The 18,833-nt window shown below is 61.1% G+C and carries 14 protein-coding genes and 1 pseudogene; 8 read left to right on the top strand and 7 right to left on the bottom strand.

All coding sequences use genetic code 11. The features are described 5' to 3' along the window. Window positions 1-25: 25 nt before the first annotated feature. On the bottom strand, window positions 26-2,317 hold the full coding sequence (locus AC3WP7_RS21515) for a fatty acid cis/trans isomerase (RefSeq protein WP_092248892.1): 2,292 nt from the start codon (window positions 2,315-2,317) through the stop codon (window positions 26-28). Between the two features lie 166 nt (window positions 2,318-2,483). On the opposite strand from AC3WP7_RS21515, the gene metH reads away from it, so the two are divergent. Both metH and AC3WP7_RS21505 read left to right on the top strand, forming a co-directional pair. Then, entirely contained in the window at window positions 2,484-6,194 is a 3,711-nt protein-coding gene (gene metH / locus AC3WP7_RS21510; RefSeq protein WP_093514528.1) for a methionine synthase, read from the top strand. Between the two features lie 52 nt (window positions 6,195-6,246). Then, window positions 6,247-6,465 (top strand): DUF2970 domain-containing protein, encoded by a 219-nt coding sequence (locus AC3WP7_RS21505; protein WP_058426282.1) that lies wholly within the window; start codon window positions 6,247-6,249, stop codon window positions 6,463-6,465. Here AC3WP7_RS21505 and AC3WP7_RS21500 read toward each other — a convergent pair. Further along, window positions 6,462-7,159: pseudogene (locus AC3WP7_RS21500) on the bottom strand (type 1 periplasmic-binding domain-containing protein). The gene AC3WP7_RS21505 and the pseudogene AC3WP7_RS21500 sit on opposite strands and share 4 nt — an antisense overlap. A gap of 465 nt (window positions 7,160-7,624) precedes the next feature. On the opposite strand from AC3WP7_RS21500, the gene AC3WP7_RS21495 reads away from it, so the two are divergent. Both AC3WP7_RS21495 and AC3WP7_RS21490 read left to right on the top strand, forming a co-directional pair. Beyond that, a complete protein-coding gene (locus tag AC3WP7_RS21495) occupies window positions 7,625-9,283 on the top strand; it encodes a nitrite/sulfite reductase (protein WP_093127471.1) in 1,659 nt (552 codons plus the stop codon). After that, the gene (locus AC3WP7_RS21490) at window positions 9,267-9,761 is read left to right on the top strand and encodes a DUF934 domain-containing protein (RefSeq protein ID WP_102592989.1); all 495 of its coding nucleotides are present in this window, start codon (window positions 9,267-9,269) and stop codon (window positions 9,759-9,761) included. The genes AC3WP7_RS21495 and AC3WP7_RS21490 overlap by 17 nt, the downstream gene beginning before the upstream one ends. A 105-nt stretch (window positions 9,762-9,866) precedes the next feature. Here the strand turns inward: AC3WP7_RS21490 and AC3WP7_RS21485 are convergent, their stop codons facing one another. After that, a complete protein-coding gene (locus tag AC3WP7_RS21485; RefSeq protein WP_102592988.1) occupies window positions 9,867-10,280 on the bottom strand; it encodes a MerR family transcriptional regulator in 414 nt (137 codons plus the stop codon). Window positions 10,281-10,351: 71 nt separating this feature from the next. On the opposite strand from AC3WP7_RS21485, the gene AC3WP7_RS21480 reads away from it, so the two are divergent. Beyond that, window positions 10,352-11,584 (top strand): NADH:flavin oxidoreductase/NADH oxidase family protein, encoded by a 1,233-nt coding sequence (locus AC3WP7_RS21480; protein WP_093530421.1) that lies wholly within the window; start codon window positions 10,352-10,354, stop codon window positions 11,582-11,584. A 77-nt stretch (window positions 11,585-11,661) separates the two neighbouring features. Then, entirely contained in the window at window positions 11,662-13,386 is a 1,725-nt protein-coding gene (gene poxB / locus AC3WP7_RS21475; RefSeq protein ID WP_092248880.1) for a ubiquinone-dependent pyruvate dehydrogenase, read from the top strand. A gap of 45 nt (window positions 13,387-13,431) precedes the next feature. On the opposite strand, the gene AC3WP7_RS21470 is transcribed toward poxB, so the two are convergent. After that, window positions 13,432-13,989 carry an NADPH-dependent FMN reductase gene (locus AC3WP7_RS21470; protein ID WP_092248877.1) on the bottom strand — a complete coding sequence of 186 codons (558 nt, stop codon included), beginning with the start codon at window positions 13,987-13,989 and terminating at the stop codon, window positions 13,432-13,434. A gap of 229 nt (window positions 13,990-14,218) precedes the next feature. Between AC3WP7_RS21470 and AC3WP7_RS21465 the strand changes: the two genes are divergently transcribed. Beyond that, entirely contained in the window at window positions 14,219-14,455 is a 237-nt protein-coding gene (locus AC3WP7_RS21465) for a hypothetical protein (protein WP_058426290.1), read from the top strand. A gap of 61 nt (window positions 14,456-14,516) precedes the next feature. On the opposite strand, the gene AC3WP7_RS21460 is transcribed toward AC3WP7_RS21465, so the two are convergent. Continuing rightward, a complete protein-coding gene (locus AC3WP7_RS21460) occupies window positions 14,517-14,861 on the bottom strand; it encodes a hypothetical protein (protein ID WP_092248874.1) in 345 nt (114 codons plus the stop codon). Between the two features lie 109 nt (window positions 14,862-14,970). Here AC3WP7_RS21460 and AC3WP7_RS21455 point away from each other — a divergent pair, with 109 nt between their 5' ends. After that, a complete protein-coding gene (locus tag AC3WP7_RS21455; protein ID WP_102592987.1) occupies window positions 14,971-15,864 on the top strand; it encodes a LysR substrate-binding domain-containing protein in 894 nt (297 codons plus the stop codon). Here AC3WP7_RS21455 and AC3WP7_RS21450 read toward each other — a convergent pair. After that, window positions 15,861-16,442, bottom strand: a complete 582-nt coding sequence (locus AC3WP7_RS21450) for a GNAT family N-acetyltransferase (protein ID WP_083351445.1) — start codon at window positions 16,440-16,442, stop codon at window positions 15,861-15,863. The genes AC3WP7_RS21455 and AC3WP7_RS21450 overlap by 4 nt on opposite strands. Window positions 16,443-16,450: 8 nt before the next feature. Then, the gene (locus tag AC3WP7_RS21445; RefSeq protein WP_071490681.1) at window positions 16,451-18,706 is read right to left on the bottom strand and encodes an Orn/Lys/Arg family decarboxylase; all 2,256 of its coding nucleotides are present in this window, start codon (window positions 18,704-18,706) and stop codon (window positions 16,451-16,453) included. Window positions 18,707-18,833: the final 127 nt, after the last annotated feature.

Here is an 18,833-nt window from a genome sequence, read left to right as displayed (position 1 = left end):
GAGATGACTGGATCACTGTCATTAGTTATAGGTTCTCATAGCGGTTCATGTCCAATACACCCTCTTCCACCGGCGTAGTCTCACGAATGTACCGCGACAGATCATGGAAATACTGCCAGAACAACGGATGACTGCGCCGCACACCCCACCGATCCACAATCTTCTCGAAACCCTTGGCATCCTTGGCCTGCTCCATTTCAGCCACGAACTCAGGCACGTCCTGGGCTGGAATATTGAACATGAAGTTCGGGTAGCTGCTCAGCACACCCGGATAAATCGTCACCGTATCCAGGCCCGGCTGGTAGCGATAGGCCTCCCCCAGCAAAAACGCGACATTACTGTGGGCACGATTGCGCAGCATGCTATAGACCACACGCTTGCCACCGGCGGTTTCAACCCGCAGCATCGTCGCTTCAGGCAATTGATCAATCACCTTGAGCCCGGCAGCTGGGCGTGAGGTCAGGCGGCTCAGGGCCTGCTCCGCATCCTGCAAGGCCGGGTCGATCCCATCGCGAGAGCAATAGGCGCCGCTGCAGCGGTTGATCGGGTCCGGGCTGGCGTTCAAATCGCCGTAACGGGTGAGCAACTGGTTGGCAAAGTCGCGCTTCGGATCGTTTTTGTTCAGGTGCAGACCAGTGGGTTTGTCGTCATCGATCGCCTCGTAATCCAGCCACAGCTTGAGCTTGCCGCTGTTCTGGTACCAATCGTCGAGGAAACCATCACGCGAATCGGCCGGCATCAGGCGCAAAAAGTTCTGCTCGGCACCATTGCGGATCAGGTCGAAATACAGCCGGGTCTGGGCCTGGTGCGACACATTGCCGAACACGTCGAAATTCACCGCCAATTGGTAATAGGTGCGCTCCAGCAGTGGATAGTCGAACAGCCACATCGTTTGCGGCACCTCGCCGATCAGGCCTTTGTTGACCGCGGCACTGTCGAAGTGGCGGAAGATGCTCAGCAAGGCATTGTCATTGCCTGCCCACAGGCTCGACCAACTCGGCGGCGGCAGGTCGGCGTAGCTGTCGCGGCGCAGCGCCTCGTATTCGTTGCGCTTATCGCGGTAGGCCAACCACAGGCTGAGCACGCTGCCCACGTCATCGTTCTGTCCCGGCATGGCCAGCAGCGGCGTGGCCTGGCCGCGATAGCGCGCATCGGTGATGTACAGGTCGTGGTCCGGGTCCTGGAACAGGGTCCAGAAATTGTCGCGGATCACATCCGTGGCGATCTGCCCACGGCACACCGGCCCACGGATAAAGGTACGCACGAAGTATTCGGCGTTATCCAGCATGAACTGGTAGCGCGCCTTGGCCGGGATGGCTTCGAAGGTTTCAAAAGGGTTGGCACGGCGGCCCGGACCGTAGCCCGGCAAGGCGTTGACCTGCCAATTGCCGGCGTAGAACAGCTCTTTGATGCGGGCCATCTTCTCGGCGCTGAACGGGTACGTAATGTGGGTTTTATGCACGATCACGCCCTGCACCGGCCACAGGCGGTAATACACGCGGGTGCCGGGGTCATCATTGGGACGGCGCGTAGCGATCAGGTCAATCGGTTGGCCACTCGGCGTGCGCGAACGCACCCACTGGAAGAAATGCCCCGGCTCGCCATTCTCGAAGTAGATGTGCGCGAGGAATAAATGCTCGAACAACCAGCGCGCCACCAGGCTTTCGCGGGCGCCGGGCTGGTTGAACAGGTTTTCCCACTGCTGCACTTGCAGGGCTTCTTTCGCGCTGGGCGCCAGGCCTTGTTCATCAATCGGCGCGCCGGAGGCAAGCCAGCGTTGCAGGGTCTGGTACTGCTGGTCCGTCAGGCCAGTGACCGCCAGCGGCATGCCTTCCCTGGGGTGGGCGCCGGCATAGGCATTGAACTCGCCGGGCATGGCGCACATGTTCTCGCGGTTCAGGCCCAGCACGATGTCTTCGGGCAGCTTGGCGTTGGGTTGCAACGGCGCGTTGTGGCCCAGCTCCAGCATGCGCGCCATCAGCGCGGCCTGGCTGCCCTGGGCGTCCAGCACCGAATAGAAGCCCTTCTGCTGCCAGGCCTGTTTGCCGAAGGCGTCATAGAACAAGCGGGTGGTCGGCGTAGCCTGGCTGCGCTCGCCATCGTAGACCGGCACTTTGCTCGCGCCGCGCGCCGCGCCCTCGGCACTGCCCAGGTTGAGCTGGCAGGCGGAGTCGTAGCAGGCATGGCAGGCCACGCATTTCTCGGTGAAGATCGGTTGAATGTCGCGGGTGTACGAAATCGCCGGGGCGGCTCCGTCGGCCTGTGCGATGCAGGCGACCAGTGCCAGGACGGCGCTGGTGATGAGGCGAAGTGACATGTATCCGGTCCCGATTCAATGCGTGCGCTGGAAAATTGCCGGTGATTCTACCGGGCCATACGGCCCTGCAACATGAGCGATATTCATCTAAAAACCGGGCATACTGCAAAACCGCACAGGTTTGTTATGATCCACGCCCTCCGTGATGCCTGACCAGAGTAGTCCCATGTCCGATCGTAGCGTTCGTCTGCAAGCCCTTCATCAAGCCCTCAAGGAACGTATCCTGATCCTCGACGGTGGTATGGGCACGATGATCCAGAGCTACAAGCTCGAAGAAGAAGACTACCGTGGCAAACGTTTCGCCGACTGGCCGAGCGACGTCAAGGGTAACAACGACCTGCTGGTGATCACTCGCCCGGACGTGATCGGCGGCATTGAAAAAGCCTACCTGGATGCCGGTGCCGACATCCTCGAAACCAACACCTTCAACGCCACCCGCATCTCCATGGCTGACTACGGTATGGAAGAGCTGGCCTACGAGCTGAACGTAGAAGGCGCACGCCTGGCGCGCAAGATCGCCGACGCCAAGACCCTGGAGAACCCGGCCAAGCCACGCTTCGTCGCCGGCGTGCTCGGCCCGACCAGCCGGACCTGCTCGTTGTCACCAGACGTGAACAATCCCGGCTACCGCAACGTGACCTTCGATGAACTGGTGGAAAACTACACCGAGGCCACCAAAGGCCTGATCGAAGGCGGCGCCGACCTGATCCTGATCGAAACCATTTTCGACACCCTCAACGCCAAGGCCGCGATCTTCGCCGTGCAAGGTGTGTTCGAGGAGCTCAATACCGAACTGCCGATCATGATCTCCGGCACTATCACCGACGCCTCCGGTCGTACCCTGTCGGGCCAGACCACCGAAGCGTTCTGGAACTCGGTCGCCCACGCCAAGCCGATTTCGGTGGGCCTGAACTGCGCCCTGGGCGCCAGCGAACTGCGTCCGTACCTGGAAGAGTTGTCGAACAAGGCCAACACCCACGTGTCCGCGCACCCCAACGCCGGCCTGCCCAACGAATTCGGCGAGTACGACGAACTGCCTTCGCAAACCGCCAAGGTCATCGAAGAGTTCGCCCAGAGCGGCTTCCTCAATATTGTCGGCGGCTGCTGCGGCACCACGCCAGGCCATATCGAGGCCATCGCCAAGGCCGTGGCCGGTTATGCGCCACGCGTGATCCCGGACATCCCCAAGGCGTGCCGCCTGTCGGGCCTGGAGCCGTTCACGATTGATCGCAGTTCGCTGTTCGTCAACGTCGGCGAGCGCACCAACATCACCGGCTCCGCCAAGTTTGCCCGGCTGATCCGTGAAGACAACTACACCGAGGCCCTCGAAGTCGCCCTGCAGCAGGTGGAAGCCGGCGCCCAGGTAATCGACATCAACATGGACGAGGGCATGCTCGATTCGAAGAAGGCCATGGTGACCTTCCTCAACCTGATTGCCGGTGAGCCGGACATCTCCCGCGTGCCGATCATGATCGACTCCTCCAAGTGGGACGTGATCGAGGCGGGCCTGAAGTGCATCCAGGGCAAGGGCATCGTCAACTCCATCAGCATGAAGGAAGGCGTCGAGCAGTTCATCCACCACGCCAGGTTGTGCAAGCGCTACGGCGCGGCCGTGGTGGTGATGGCCTTCGACGAAGCCGGCCAGGCCGACACCGAAGCGCGCAAGAAAGAGATCTGCAAACGCTCCTACGACATCCTGGTGAATGAAGTCGGCTTCCCGCCGGAAGACATCATCTTCGACCCGAACATCTTCGCGGTCGCCACCGGTATCGAAGAGCACAACAACTACGCCGTCGACTTCATCAACGCCTGCGCTTATATCCGAGACGAACTGCCCTACGCGCTGACCTCCGGCGGCGTGTCCAACGTGTCGTTCTCGTTCCGTGGCAACAACCCGGTGCGCGAGGCGATCCACTCGGTGTTCCTGCTGTATGCGATCCGCAGCGGCCTGACCATGGGTATTGTCAACGCCGGCCAACTGGAGATCTACGACCAGATCCCGGTCGAGCTGCGCGACGCCGTGGAAGACGTGGTGCTCAACCGCACCCCGGACGGCACCGACGCCCTCCTCGCCATCGCCGACAAGTACAAGGGCGACGGCAGCGTCAAGGAAGCCGAGACCGAGGAATGGCGCGGCTGGGACGTGAACAAGCGCCTGGAACACGCCTTGGTCAAGGGCATCACCACGCATATCGTTGAAGACACCGAAGAATCCCGGCTGTCGTTCGCGCGTCCGATTGAAGTGATCGAAGGCCCGCTGATGTCCGGCATGAACATCGTTGGCGACCTGTTCGGCGCGGGCAAAATGTTCCTGCCCCAGGTGGTGAAGTCCGCCCGCGTCATGAAACAGGCCGTGGCCCACTTGATCCCGTTCATCGAGCTGGAAAAAGGCGACAAGCCGGAAGCCAAGGGCAAGATCCTGATGGCCACCGTGAAGGGCGACGTGCATGACATCGGCAAGAACATTGTCGGCGTGGTGCTGGGTTGCAACGGCTATGACATCGTCGACCTCGGCGTGATGGTGCCGGCGGAGAAGATCCTGCAGGTGGCCAAGGAGCAGAAATGCGACATCATCGGGCTGTCCGGCCTGATCACCCCGTCCCTGGACGAGATGGTGCACGTGGCCCGCGAAATGCAGCGCCAGGACTTCCACCTGCCGCTGATGATCGGCGGTGCGACCACCTCCAAGGCGCACACGGCGGTGAAGATCGAGCCCAAGTACAGCAATGATGCGGTGGTGTACGTGACCGACGCTTCGCGTGCGGTCGGCGTGGCCACGCAGTTGCTGTCCAAGGAACTCAAGGCCGGCTTTGTCGAGCGCACCCGCGAAGAGTACGTGGAAGTGCGCGAACGCACGTCCAACCGCAGCGCCCGCACCGAACGCCTGAGCTACCCGGCCGCCATCGCCAAGAAGCCGCAGTTCGACTGGAGCAGCTACACGCCGGTGGTGCCGACCTTTACCGGCGCCAAGGTGCTGGACAATATCGACCTCAAGGTGCTGGCCGAGTACATCGACTGGACACCGTTCTTTATCTCCTGGGACCTGGCCGGCAAGTTCCCGCGCATCCTCGACGATGAAGTGGTCGGTGAAGCGGCCACTGCGCTGTACGCCGACGCCCAGGAGATGCTCAAGAAGCTGATCGACGAAAAACTCATCAGCGCCCGTGCGGTGTTCGGCTTCTGGCCGACCAACCAGGTGCAGGACGATGACCTGGAAGTCTACGGCGATGACGGCCAGCCGATTGCCCGGTTGCACCACCTGCGCCAGCAGACCATCAAGACCGACGGCAAGCCGAACTTCTCCCTGGCCGACTTCGTGGCGCCCAAGGACAGCGGCGTGACCGACTACATCGGCGGCTTCATCACCACCGCCGGCATCGGTGCTGAAGAAGTCGCCAAGGCCTACCAGGACGCGGGCGACGACTACAACTCGATCATGGTCAAGGCCCTTGCCGACCGCCTGGCCGAGGCCTGCGCAGAATGGCTGCACCAGCAGGTGCGTAAAGAGCACTGGGGGTATGCCAAGGACGAGCAACTGGACAACGAGGCGCTCATCAAGGAGCAATACAGCGGCATCCGCCCTGCCCCGGGCTACCCGGCGTGCCCGGATCACACCGAGAAAGCCCAGTTGTTCCAGTTGCTCGACCCCGAGGCCCGCGAGATGCAGGCCGGCCGCAGCGGTGTGTTCCTCACTGAACACTACGCAATGTTCCCGGCGGCTGCCGTCAGCGGCTGGTACTTCGCCCACCCGCAGGCGCAGTACTTTGCCGTAGGCAAGGTCGACAAGGACCAGGTGACCAGCTACACCGCGCGTAAAGGCCAGGACCTGAGCGTGACCGAGCGGTGGCTGGCGCCGAACCTGGGGTACGACAACTAAGCCCGGCTGGATTGTCTATGCTCTCCCTCACACACCTTGTGTCGAGGGATGTATGGACGATCCAGTCAACAACAAGCCCCCTACCTTCTGGCAGATGCTGCACAGCGTGGTGGCGGCTGCGTTTGGCGTGCAAAGCGGCAAGAACCGCGCCCGCGACTTCACCCACGGCAAGCCCAGCCACTTTGTGGTGCTGGGCATTCTGTTCACCGCGGTGTTTGCCTTGACGCTGTTCGGCATCGTCAAGCTGGTGCTGCACCTGGCCGGCGTCTAGCGCAGCAGCAGTTGCAGACTGAAGGGGTAACGGTAGGACGCCGGCTTGCCGACGGCTGACAGTGCGCGGAAATCCACCGGCGCCAACGGACCGAGCAGGCGTTGCGCCTGGGTCGCATCGATCAGCTGGAACAACGCCTCCTGGCGGTCACGCCCGCCATGGGCGTCGATATTCACGCCCTTGGCATCATCGTTGATCAACACCATCGCCCAACCACCCAGGGTGAAATGGCCTGCGACCAGCGTACTCAGGCGACCATCCAAGCGTGCCTGCAAGATAGCCGGCGAGCTGTTGACGGCGCTGAACAGTACGTCCTTGCCAGGCACTCGCCCGCTCTGTTGAAAGGCCTGCATCGCCATAGACCAAATGACGCAGGCGCACTTCGAGGTGCTCGGCCAAGCGCGGCGCAGGCCCTGTTCACGCAACTGCGCAGCCGGAGTGGTCTTGGTACCGGAGAACGCCAGCAGTTCGATGGATTGGCCAGCGGCAACGGGACCGTGCAGACGTAGCAGACCCGTGAGCATCAGGTAGCCGGCCTGTTCATCATCGCTGACCATGCTGGCGATCCGTAGCGCACGCGCAGATGCAGGCCGAGGTCCTTGGCACCGGCCTGCATGAATTGCGCATAGCTGACCCGGAAGGTTTCCGTCGACATGCCCGGGTTGAGAAACACCACCGACGTGGCATGGACCATGGCCCCATACGCCGATCCCAGCAACCACACACACGCAATCAGCACCTTCGATAGGGTTATCAAGCCTTGAACATTGACCGCCATGGATAGTGGCAAGGCGACAGTCAATCGAGGCCCTTTACTGGTGGCTCACCCAGAATACGGCGGTTCCCACCACCAGGATGATCAGAAACAGAATGGCCCAGGCATCAACGGTACTATCAGGTTTACGGGCTTTTGTCGGATTGCTCATCGCATCGCCTCTTGTCGGTTTTATAGGAGATAACGCTTAAACACGCTCACAGTAAAGTCGACGATTGCCCGTATGACAAATGTGGGTATGGCGATAACGGTTCTCATTAGTCAATTTGGTTATTTGCATATACTCAAACATCACTTTTGCGCATAAACGCAAACTGGTATCGTGCGCCGGCTCCGTTGGGAGTGCGCGGCCGTGCGCGCAGATTTGCCGAGAACAGGACCTATATGTACGTATACGACGAATACGATCAGCGCATCATCGAGGACCGCGTCAAGCAGTTCCGTGATCAGACCCGACGCTATCTGGCAGGTGAACTGAGCGAAGAAGAGTTCCGCCCTCTGCGCCTGCAAAATGGCCTTTATGTTCAGCGCTTTGCGCCGATGCTGCGGGTGGCCGTGCCCTACGGCCAACTGACGTCGCGCCAGGTACGCATGATGGCCAAGATTGCCCGCGACTACGACAAAGGCTACGCCCACATCAGTACCCGCCAGAACGTACAGTTCAACTGGCCGGCCCTGGAAGACGTGCCGGATATCCTGGCCGAGCTGGCCACCGTGCAGATGCACGCCATTCAGACCAGCGGTAACTGCCTGCGCAACGTGACCACCGACCAATTCGCCGGTGTCGCCGCCGACGAGCTGATCGACCCACGCCCGTGGTGTGAAATCGTGCGTCAGTGGACCACCTTTCACCCCGAATTCGCCTACCTGCCGCGCAAGTTCAAGATCGCCATCAATGGCTCGACCTCAGACCGCGCGGCCATCGAAGTGCACGATATCGGCCTGGAGCCAGTGTACAACGCGACCGGCGAGCTGGGCTTTCGCGTACTGGTGGGCGGCGGCCTCGGCCGTACCCCGGTGGTCGGTGCATTTATCAATGAATTCCTGCCATGGCAGGACCTGTTGAGCTACCTCGACGCGATCCTGCGGGTCTACAACCGCTACGGCCGTCGAGACAACAAGTACAAGGCCCGGATCAAGATCCTGGTCAAGGCGCTGACCCCAGAGGTCTTCGCCCAGAAAGTCGATGCCGAGATGGAACACCTGCGCGGCGGCCAGACCACCCTGACCGAAGCTGAAGTGCATCGTGTGGCCAAGCACTTCGTCGACCCTGAGTACAAGGTCTTGAGCAATCAGGACGCCGAGTTCGCCGCGCTGGATAAAGAACATCCAGGCTTCGCCCGCTGGCGTGCCCGCAATACCCTGGCGCACAAAAAGCCGGGTTATGTGGCGGTGACCTTGTCGTTGAAACCTACCGGCGTAGCGCCGGGCGATATTACCGACAAACAGCTGGACGCCGTCGCCGACCTGGCCGAGCGCTACAGCTTCGGTCAACTGCGCACCTCCCACGAGCAGAACATCATTCTCGCGGACGTTGAGCAGAGCCAGTTGTTCACTCTGTGGGGCGAGCTGCGCGAAGGCGGTTTCGCCACGCCGAACATTGGCCTGCTGACCGACATCATCTGCTGCCCGGGCGGCGATTTCTGCTCCCTGGCCAACGCCAAGTCGATCCCGATCGCCGAATCGATCCAGCGCCGTTTCGACGACCTGGACTACCTGTTCGACATCGGCGAGCTGGACCTGAACATCTCCGGCTGCATGAACGCCTGTGGTCACCACCACGTCGGCCACATCGGCATCCTGGGCGTGGACAAGAAAGGCGAAGAATTCTACCAAGTGTCCCTGGGTGGCAGCGCCAGCCGCGATGCGAGTCTGGGTAAGATCCTTGGCCCATCCTTCGCCCAGGAAGCCATGCCCGAGGTGATCGGCAAGCTGATCGACGTGTACATCGAACAGCGCACCGAAGATGAGCGCTTCATCGACACCTACCAGCGCATCGGCATCGACCTGTTCAAGGAGCGCGTCTATGCAGCGAATCATTAAGAACAACGAAGTCCTCGACGAAACCTGGCACCTGCTGCCCAAGGACGCGAGCTTCGACGGCATTTCCAACTGCGACGACCTGATCGTGCCGTTGGGCCTGTGGCGCGAACACGGCCACGCCCTCAAGGCCCGCGACGGCGGCCTGGGTGTGTGGCTGGACGCCGATGAAGAAGCCGAGGAGATCGGCGACGACGTGGAACACTTCCAGGTCATCGCCCTGAACTTCCCGGCCTTCACCGACGGTCGCAACTACTCCAATGCGCGCCTGCTGCGTGACCGCTACGGTTACAAGGGGGAGTTGCGTGCGATTGGCGACGTGCTGCGCGACCAGCTGTTCTACCTGCGCCGCTGCGGGTTCGATGCCTTCGCCCTGCGCGCCGATAAAGACCCGTACGAAGCACTGGAGAGCCTCAAGGACTTCTCGGTGACGTACCAGGCGGCAACGGATGAGCCGTTGCCGTTGTTCCGCCGGCGCTGAGTATCAAAGGTGGGAGGGGGCTTGCCTCCGATGGCGGTGGATCAGTCAATGAATCTGTTGACTGGCCCTCTGCTATCGGGGGCAAGCCCCCTCCCACATTGGCATCTACTTGCTCTGTAGACCGGTCTTGATCGACGCCAGCACCTGCTTCTGCCCCATCGAACACGGCACCCCTTCCGGCTGCGCCTGCACTGCCTCGATCACACCCAGTAGTTGCGCCTTGCTGTGGGCCAACTGCGCCTGCATGGCCTCAATCTGCTCCACCTTGCGCTCCAGCGCTTCAAGCAACGCCTCACGCTTGTGCTCCCCTGGCGCGGGCATCAACGCCTTGAGTTCCTGCAAGGTGAACCCGGCCTGTTGCGCGCTCTGGATCAATTGCAGGGTCTGCAATGCTTCGGGTGCATAGCGTCGATAGCCATTGGCCTGCCGCCCCACTTGGCTGATCAGGCCCTGCACCTCATAGAACCGGATACGCGACGCCGCCAGCCCACTCTGTTTTGCCAGTTCTCCAATATTCATCGAACTACCTGCTTGACCTTAAAGTTACCTTTAAGCTTAGCCTGAGGCTTCCCCTGCTCAGGAGTCAACTCATGTCGCCCTTTGAAACCCTGCAACTGCCCAATGGCCAAGTCCTTTCCAACCGTATCGCCAAGGCGGCGATGGAAGAGAACATGGCGGACGCCCGGCAAGCGCCCTCCCCCGAGCTGAAGCAGCTCTACACGGCCTGGGCCGATGGCGAGCCGGGCCTGTTGATCAGCGGCAACGTGATGGTCGACCGCCGCGCCATGACCGGCCCCGGCGGCGTTGCCCTTGAGGACGAGCAGCAACTGCAGCGCTTTCGCGAATGGGCCGACGTGGCGCGGCGCAAGAACGTGCACTTCTGGGTGCAACTCAGCCATCCTGGGCGCCAGACACCCGCCAACCTGCGCCAGCAGGCCATTGCACCGTCCGCCGTGGCGCTCGACCTCGGCGGTTTCTCGAAGATGTTTGCCACGCCCAAGGCCATGACCGAGGCCGACATCCAGGACGTGATCCAGCGCTTCGCCACCAGCGCCCGCCTGGCCGAGAAAGCCGGTTTTACCGGCGTACAGATCCACGGCGCACACGGCTACTTGCTCAGCCAATTCCTGTCGCCGTTGAGCAACCAACGTACGGATCGCTGGGGCGGTTCACTGGAGAACCGTGCACGCCTGCTCCTGGACGTGATCCGTGCGGTCCGCACCAGTGTCAGCCCGTCGTTTTGTGTGTCGGTCAAACTCAACTCCGCTGATTTCCAGCGCGGTGGGTTCGAAGAAGCGGATGCACGCGCCGTGGTCGAGATGCTCAATCCGCTGTCCATCGACCTGCTGGAATTGTCCGGCGGCAGCTATGAAGCACCGGCCATGCAAGGCGAAGCACGGGACGGCCGGACCCTGGCCCGGGAGGCGTATTTCCTCGAATTCGCCAGCGAAGTCGCCGCCATTGCCCAGATGCCCGTCATGGTCACCGGCGGCATCCGTCGCCTGCCCATCGTGCAACAAGTGCTCGACAGCGGTATCGCCATGGCCGGCATCGCCACCGCCCTGACGCTGGAACCGCAACTGATCCAGCACTGGCGCGAAGGCCGCGACCCCAACCCGCAACTCAAACCCATCGACTGGAAGCGCAAGCCCCTGGCATCCCTGGCCATTCTCGCCGTGGTGCGCTACCAGATGCGCCGCCTCAGCCGCGGCCATCTGCCCAAGGCCCACGTCGCACCTTGCATGGCGCTGGTGCGTGACCAATGGTTTCTGGCCCGGCGCACCCGGCAATACCGCGCGGCCATGACGCAATCTTCACATTAAAGGCGGAGCATTCGCCGTGATCGAACTGTCCCCTATTGATCAGCAGTTTTTAACCTCACTGACGATTGGAGTTCTTCATGGCGAAAATCAACCTGGCCCAGCAATTGGCGACCACCCTTGAACAGGCGGGCATCAAGCGCATCTGGGGCCTGACCGGCGACAGCCTCAACGGCCTCACCGACGCGCTGCGCACCATGGACAGCATCGAGTGGATGCACGTGCGCCACGAAGAAGTGGCGGCGTTCGCCGCCGGTGCCGAAGCGGCTGCTACTGGCGAGCTGACGGTGTGCGCTGGCAGTTGCGGGCCGGGCAACCTGCATTTGATCAACGGACTGTTCGATTGCCATCGCAACCATGTGCCGGTGCTGGCGATTGCCGCGCAAATTCCATCTTCAGAGATTGGCCTGAACTACTTCCAGGAAACCCATCCCCAGGAACTGTTCAAGGAATGCAGCCACTTTATCGAGCTGGTCACCAACCCCGAGCAGATGCCCCAGGTACTGCATCGCGCCATGCGTTCGGCGATCCTCAATCGCGGCGTGGCCGTGGTGGTCATACCGGGCGATGTATCGCTGCTGGAGGTCGAGGACAAACTCAAGCCGTGGCCCGCCCTGCATGCACCGCGTACGCTGCCAGCGGAACAGGACCTGCAACGCCTCACTGATATCCTCGAAAACAGCCGCAAGGTCACCCTGCTGTGCGGCAGCGGGTGTGCCGGAGCTCATGATCAAGTAGTCGCCCTCGCCGACGCACTGGGCGCCCCCGTGGTACACGCGCTACGTGGCAAGGAGCATGTGGAGTGGGATAACCCGTTCGACGTCGGCATGACCGGCCTGATCGGTTTCAGCTCCGGCTACCACGCCATGCTCGACTGCGACACGCTGATCATGCTCGGCACCGATTTCCCTTACCGCCAGTTCTACCCCACCGACGCCAAGATCATCCAGGTCGACCGCAACCCACAGGCACTCGGTCGACGTGCCACGCTGGACCTGGGTATTGCCGCCGACGTCAGCGAAACCCTCGCTGCGCTGCTGCCAAGGTTAACGCGCAAGACTGATCGCAGCTTTCTCGAAACGTCCTTGAAGCATTATGAAAAAGCCCGTCAAGGGCTGGACGACCTGGCCCAGCCGTCGAAAGCCAATCGGCCGATTCACCCACAGTACGTGGCACGCCTGCTCAGTGAGTTGGCGGATGACGATGCGATCTTCACCGCCGATGTCGGCTCTCCCACCGTGTGGGCAGCGCGCTATTTGAAGATGAACGGCAAGCGCCGCCTGATCGGTTCGTTCAACCATGGTTCGATGGCCAATGCCATGCCCCAGGCCATTGGTGCGCAGGCGGCATTCCCGAATCGCCAGGTGATCTCGATGTCGGGTGACGGCGGTTTCGCCATGCTGATGGGCGACTTTATCTCGCTGGCGCAACTGAAGCTGCCAGTCAAAGTCATCGTATTCGATAACTCGTCCCTGGGCTTTGTCGCCATGGAAATGAAGGCGGCGGGCTACCTGGACGCCGGCACCGAGCTGAAAAACCCGGATTTCGCCGCCATGTCCAACGCCATGGGCATCCTAGGCATTCGCGTGGAGCAATCCGAAGACCTGGAACCGGCCCTGCGCCGCGCCCTGGCCCATGACGGCCCGGTGCTGGTGGATGTGGTCACCGCCACTCAGGAATTGGTGATGCCGCCGACGATCAAGCTGGAACAGGCCAAGGGGTTCAGCCTGTACATGCTCAAGGCGGTGATGAGTGGGCGTGGCGATGAGGTGATCGAACTGGCACGCACCAACTGGCTGCGCTGAACCCAGCGTGGGAGCTTGCTCCCACTGCTGGACCTGATTGCCCGATCAAGCGAGCTGTTTTTCGACCCATTTACCGTAGGCATCGATGAAGGCCTGCAGGAACTGTCTGGTCTTCTCGGACACCTTGCCCGCCTCATCGAACACACTGCCCGCGCCGCCCAGGTAGGCCTCCGGCTGCTGCATGCACGGCACATCGAGGAATACCAGGGACTGGCGCAGGTGATGGTTGGCGCCAAACCCGCCAATCGCACCCGGCGATACGCTGATGATCGCCCCCGGCTTGCCACTCCAGGCGCTCTGCCCGTACGGCCGGGAACCCACGTCGATGGCATTCTTCAACGGGGCCGGGACGGAGCGGTTGTATTCCGGGGTCACGAATAACACCGCGTCGGATGAGCTCACCTGTTTGCGGAAAGTACTGTAGGCTGCCGGCGGTGATGCTCCGTCAATGTCTTCGTTGTAGAGCGGCAAATCGCCAATTTCCACAATGTTCAACTTCAGGTTGGCAGGGGCCAGTTCAGCCAATGCCAGGGCAACCTTGCGGTTGATCGAGTCTTTTCTCAAGCTGCCGACCACGACGGCGATGGTGTAGACCTTGCTCATTGGGGCTTCCCGACGTCTGACTAAAGGAGCTTGTAGTTATAAAGTCTTCGCGACGGGTTCACCAGAAGGTTTTTTGATAATCCTGCGGGCACCTGCATTGCGCAGCATCATGTAGGAAGCATCTGAAAACATCGGCGAATAGTATTTTTATTCCGTAAGTAAACTACCCAGCTCCATGACGGTCTACAGAACCGCAAATCGAGTGTTTATCTCCAGAGGTTCTAAACAGATGGCAGCAGTACTAGTCGGACAGTTTCATGCCAGAGACGCAGAGGGACGCGTGTATTCGGTGCATGAGTTCCAGGAATCCAACCCGGCGCAAGGCGACCTGGCTGGCTCGGCACCTACCATTACCTACAAGCTGGCCATTGGCGACCGTGTAGAGAAACTGGAAGGCGACGAATTCAAGCTGATCCAGTCGGGCACCATTCTCGTGCGCGAATCGCAAACCACCCTCGCGTCATAAGATCCCGCCTTATCCACCTGCTCAGTCCTGGCCATTGACGGCGTTGACTGGGCTGGGGTGATCACGGGCGACGGATCTCGGTGACTTCAATGCCCTGCTCGCCCTCGACCTTCTTCACGGTCACCACCAATCGCCCCCGCTCACCCTCCACCGCGAACATGGAACGCTGGTAGCCCGCCGTGTTGTAGCCTGGGTGCGCCACCACCTGCCTGACCAGTTCAATACCCAACACCGCCCCCACCTGTTCGATGACCTGTTCCTGGGAACGGATAAACGCTTCAAGTGCCAGGTTTTCCGGCGCGGTTTCGTTTTGACTGTTGAAGAGATAAGCAGCCACGCACCCTACGGTCACCAGGACCAGCAGTTGCTTGACCGTTACCCCGAGGAATATCGAGGGTAGAGGCATGTGAGACCAGACCTGTTTTTGTTGTTAATGCCGGCAGCCGGCTTTGGTCGTTAATGATCAGCGAAGCCATTCTATTGAATACCCGGCTCGCTGCACATAGACTCCGGCGATGCGTTTACGTCATATCGAAGTGATTCAGGCCATCTTGCAGACCGGACACCTCGGCACGGCCGCCGAGTGGTTGCAACTTTCCGTGGGCGATGTGGACGCGGCGCTCAAGGACGCCGAGCAACAGCTCGGCTTCATGTTGTTCGCCAGTGTGCGCGGGCGTTTGCAAGCTACCCGGGAAACCCTGGAACTGCAGGCGGAAATTGCCCATGTGTATGAGGCCCTGGAGCCGGTGCAACGCCTGGCCAGCCGCCTGAAAAACCATCATGCCCCTGCCCTGCGCGTGCTCTGCACACCGCCGCTGGCCAATCAGCTGTTGCCGCACAGTATTGCGGTGCTGCGCCGACGCTTCCAGGACACGCCCTGCAACCTGTCGAGCCAACCCACCCGGGAGATCATCAGGAGCCTGCTGCTGCACGAAGCCGACGTGGGTTTGAGCCTGCATGACCCGGAGCACCCGCAGATCCACTGCACCGTACTCGCCCAGGGCAAGCTGCAACTGCTGGCCCCCCATGGTTGGCTCAAACCCAAGCAGAAGTACATTGCGCTGCAGGACCTCGCCGGACAATCGATGATCGGCCTGGAGGGCCAGGACCCGCTCAGCCGCCTGCTGGACGCCAAGCTGCAAGCCTTGCGCCCGCTGCCGGTGGTGCAGACGCGGGTGCAGACCTACCAGATGATGCGCAGCATGGTGGAAGCAGGCGAAGGCCTGGCGGTGGTCGACCCGTTCACCGCGTTCGGAGCCCGCGAGGCCGGGCTGGATGCGTGCCCGGTGTCGCCGCCGATCATGATCAGCCTGTATGCGCTGACCCTCAAGGATGGCCCGACCTCCCCGGCGCTGAATGCGCTGCTGGAGATCGTGACGCAGAAGGCCGAGGGTTTGTTGGCGGGTTAAGCGTTGCCGGCTTCGCTCTTGAACAACCGATACCAGAATATCGCCACTTCGCGGGTCTGCGGGTCGATACCGCGATAGCGCAGATGGTCGATGCCGCCCATCACATAGCCGCAACGCTCGTACAAGCGGCAGGCACCGAGGTTGTTGTTCTGGGTTTCGAGCATCATGCCGGGCAGGTTTTTCTTGCGGCTCCAGAACTGCGCCACATCCAGCAACGCCTTGGCTACTCCGTGGCGGCGCGCAGGCAAGGCCACCGCCAACTCGTCGACATGGGCAAAGCCGTTCCAGTTGGTGCTGACCACGATGTGCCCCACCGCCCGGTCGTCCAGGTAGGCCATGAAGATCGCACTGTCGGGCGCGTCACGGAAACTGGCGAACTCCTCAGGGTCAATGCCGTAGCACTTGCGGTACGGCAAGATACGCTCCACGGGCCATTGATCGACCCGCTTGCCCATCTGCGGCTCACCGTAGGCGCTGACCTCAAAGCTGAAGTCATTGCCCCACACATAGGCATCAAAGCCTTCATCTGCGACCCGCACACTGAGTCCGGGATACTTCGGGTTCATTACAGCCTGCATAAACATCCTTAACCCTTGATGCAATCGACGGTGTAACAACGACCGCTGCCATCATCCTCGTGTTGCAACCCATGAACATCGGCGACAAAACCGGGGAAACTGCTATCGAACGTCCGGGCAAACGCCAGGTAGTCGATGATCGAGCGCGTCGACTCGGTAAAGCGCTCGCCCGGCATGATCAACGGAATGCCCGGCGGATAAGGCACCAGCATCACGGCTGCGATGCGTCCTGGCAAGGCGTCGATGGAAACCGCCTCCACTTCGCCCCTCACCAATTGGTCGTAGGCGTCGGCGGGCTTCATCGCGATTTCCGGCAATACGGTGTACATGCGCTTCAAATGCCTGGCCGTGGCGTTGCTGCGATAACAGCTGTGCAACTGGTCACACAGGTCGCGCAAGCCCAGGCTTTGGTAGCGCGTCGGCCCTTGGGCAAACACCGACGGCAAACAACTGGCCAGGCTGATATTGGCGTCGTAACTGCGCTTGAATTCCAGCAATTCGGTGAGCAAGGTACTCCATTTACCTTTGGTAATGCCCATGGAGAACAGCACGAGGAAGGAATACAGCCCGGTCTTTTCCACTACCAGGCCACGCTCCCAGAGGAACTTGCTGACCACCGCCGCCGGGATCCCGCAATCGCTCAAGGCACCGCCGGCATTGAGACCGGGCATTACCAGGGTCACTTTGATCGGGTCGAGCAGCACGTAGTCCTCGGCTACATCACCGAAGCCATGCCAGTCATCCTGGGGATGCAATAACCAATCGGCGGTGGCGACCTTGTCGATCCCCGCCACCGACGGTGGCTGCCAGATGGAAAACCACCAGTCCTCGGCGGCGATATGCTGGCGCAGATTGGCCAGGGCGCGGCGGAAGCTCAGCGCCTCATCAAACATCTCTTGCAACAGCGAACGCCCGGCCGGGCCTTCCATCATTGCCGAAGCCACGTCCAGGGAGGCAATGATGCTGTATTGCGGCGATGTGGAGATATGCATCATGAACGCCTCGTTGAAACGGTCACGGTCCAGTTGGCGGGCACCGCCGTCCTGCACATGGATCATCGAAGCCTGGCTGAAAGCGGCCAGCAGTTTGTGGGTGGAGTGAGTGGTAAACACCAGCGGGCTGTCCGCCGTGCGCGAGGTGCCCATGCCGTAGCGCCCGGCGAAGAACTCATGAAACGCCGCGTAGGCGTACCAGGCCTCGTCAAAATGCAGCACCTCGACGCTGTTACCCAATTGCTGCTTGATCAGCTCGGCGTTGTAGCACAGGCCGTCGTAGGTGGAATTGGTGACCACCGCCATTTTCACTTTCGGCGGGCGGCCACGGGTCAAGGGACTGGCGTCGATCTTGGCGCGGATCGACTCGGGGCTGAACTCGCTCAGGGGAATCGGACCGATGATCCCCAGTTCGTTGCGCTCCGGGCACAGGTACAGCGGGATGGCGCCGGTCATGATGATCGAATGCAGCACCGACTTGTGACAGTTGCGGTCCACCAGCACCAGGTCATCGCGCCCGACCATGGAATGCCAGACGATTTTGTTGGCGGTGGAGGTGCCGTTGATGACGAAGAACGTATGGTCGGCGCCAAAGTTACGCGCAGCACGGGCTTCGGCTTCGGCCAGCGGCCCGGTGTGATCCAGCAGCGAACCCAGCTCGGGCACCGAGACCGATAGATCCGAGCGCAGTGTGTTTTCCCCGAAGAACTGGTGGAACGCTTGCCCCACCGGGCTTTTGCGATAGGCCACACCGCCGCCATGGCCCGGTGTGTGCCAGGAATAGTTCGAATCAGCCGTGTGCTGCACCAGCGCCTTGAAGAATGGCGGCAACAGACCATCCAGATACGTACGCGCCGCACGGGCGACTTGCCGGGCGAGAAACGGCACGGTGTCTTCGAACAGATACAGGATGCCACGTAACTGGTTGAGTTCGCTCATGGCGTCGGCAGGCGCGTTTTCCAGGGTGACTTGCTCCCCCAGGGCAAAGATCGGCAGGTTGGGCGCCCGCAGCCGCGCCAGGCGGATCAGCTCGACCATGTTCTGTAGAAGGTGGGTGTTTTCGCCAGCGCCTTCGGCGGCGATCAACATGCACGCCAGGCCATGATGGGTAGACGCCACCAGCCTGCCTTCGGCGTAGTCCACCGCGGAAAATATAGAAAAGCCCTCTTGCTCCAACTCCCGGGCGATGCCTCGGACCCGGTCACCGGCAACGGTGTCGGCCTTGATGTCGCGGTGCACGATCAGGACGGGAAACTTCAGGTCTTTATACATGTGTGCTTGTCGTCCTGAGGGCTATGCACTCAAGGGTAGAAGCTTGGCGGCCATGACGCGAATGAAGATTGACAGGCAATTGAAATCAATTGTGGGAGGGGGCCTGCCCGCGATAACGGTACATCAG

Source organism: Pseudomonas sp. FW305-3-2-15-C-LB1 (assembly GCF_058787615.1).
Note: the sequence above shows the minus strand (reverse complement) of the source record. Positions and strands in the feature narration are given on the sequence as shown.

What these genes read in the sequence shown, in the direction of transcription:
- AC3WP7_RS21515 (WP_092248892.1), bottom strand. Translation starts at nt 2,317, where the DNA reads ATGTCACTTCGCCTCATCACCAGCGCCGTCCTGGCACTGGTCGCCTGC.
- metH (WP_093514528.1), top strand. Translation starts at nt 2,484, where the DNA reads ATGTCCGATCGTAGCGTTCGTCTGCAAGCCCTTCATCAAGCCCTCAAG.
- AC3WP7_RS21505 (WP_058426282.1), top strand. Translation starts at nt 6,247, where the DNA reads ATGGACGATCCAGTCAACAACAAGCCCCCTACCTTCTGGCAGATGCTG.
- AC3WP7_RS21495 (WP_093127471.1), top strand. Translation starts at nt 7,625, where the DNA reads ATGTACGTATACGACGAATACGATCAGCGCATCATCGAGGACCGCGTC.
- AC3WP7_RS21490 (WP_102592989.1), top strand. Translation starts at nt 9,267, where the DNA reads ATGCAGCGAATCATTAAGAACAACGAAGTCCTCGACGAAACCTGGCAC.
- AC3WP7_RS21485 (WP_102592988.1), bottom strand. Translation starts at nt 10,280, where the DNA reads ATGAATATTGGAGAACTGGCAAAACAGAGTGGGCTGGCGGCGTCGCGT.
- AC3WP7_RS21480 (WP_093530421.1), top strand. Translation starts at nt 10,352, where the DNA reads ATGTCGCCCTTTGAAACCCTGCAACTGCCCAATGGCCAAGTCCTTTCC.
- poxB (WP_092248880.1), top strand. Translation starts at nt 11,662, where the DNA reads ATGGCGAAAATCAACCTGGCCCAGCAATTGGCGACCACCCTTGAACAG.
- AC3WP7_RS21470 (WP_092248877.1), bottom strand. Translation starts at nt 13,989, where the DNA reads ATGAGCAAGGTCTACACCATCGCCGTCGTGGTCGGCAGCTTGAGAAAA.
- AC3WP7_RS21465 (WP_058426290.1), top strand. Translation starts at nt 14,219, where the DNA reads ATGGCAGCAGTACTAGTCGGACAGTTTCATGCCAGAGACGCAGAGGGA.
- AC3WP7_RS21460 (WP_092248874.1), bottom strand. Translation starts at nt 14,861, where the DNA reads ATGCCTCTACCCTCGATATTCCTCGGGGTAACGGTCAAGCAACTGCTG.
- AC3WP7_RS21455 (WP_102592987.1), top strand. Translation starts at nt 14,971, where the DNA reads ATGCGTTTACGTCATATCGAAGTGATTCAGGCCATCTTGCAGACCGGA.
- AC3WP7_RS21450 (WP_083351445.1), bottom strand. Translation starts at nt 16,442, where the DNA reads ATGCAGGCTGTAATGAACCCGAAGTATCCCGGACTCAGTGTGCGGGTC.
- AC3WP7_RS21445 (WP_071490681.1), bottom strand. Translation starts at nt 18,706, where the DNA reads ATGTATAAAGACCTGAAGTTTCCCGTCCTGATCGTGCACCGCGACATC.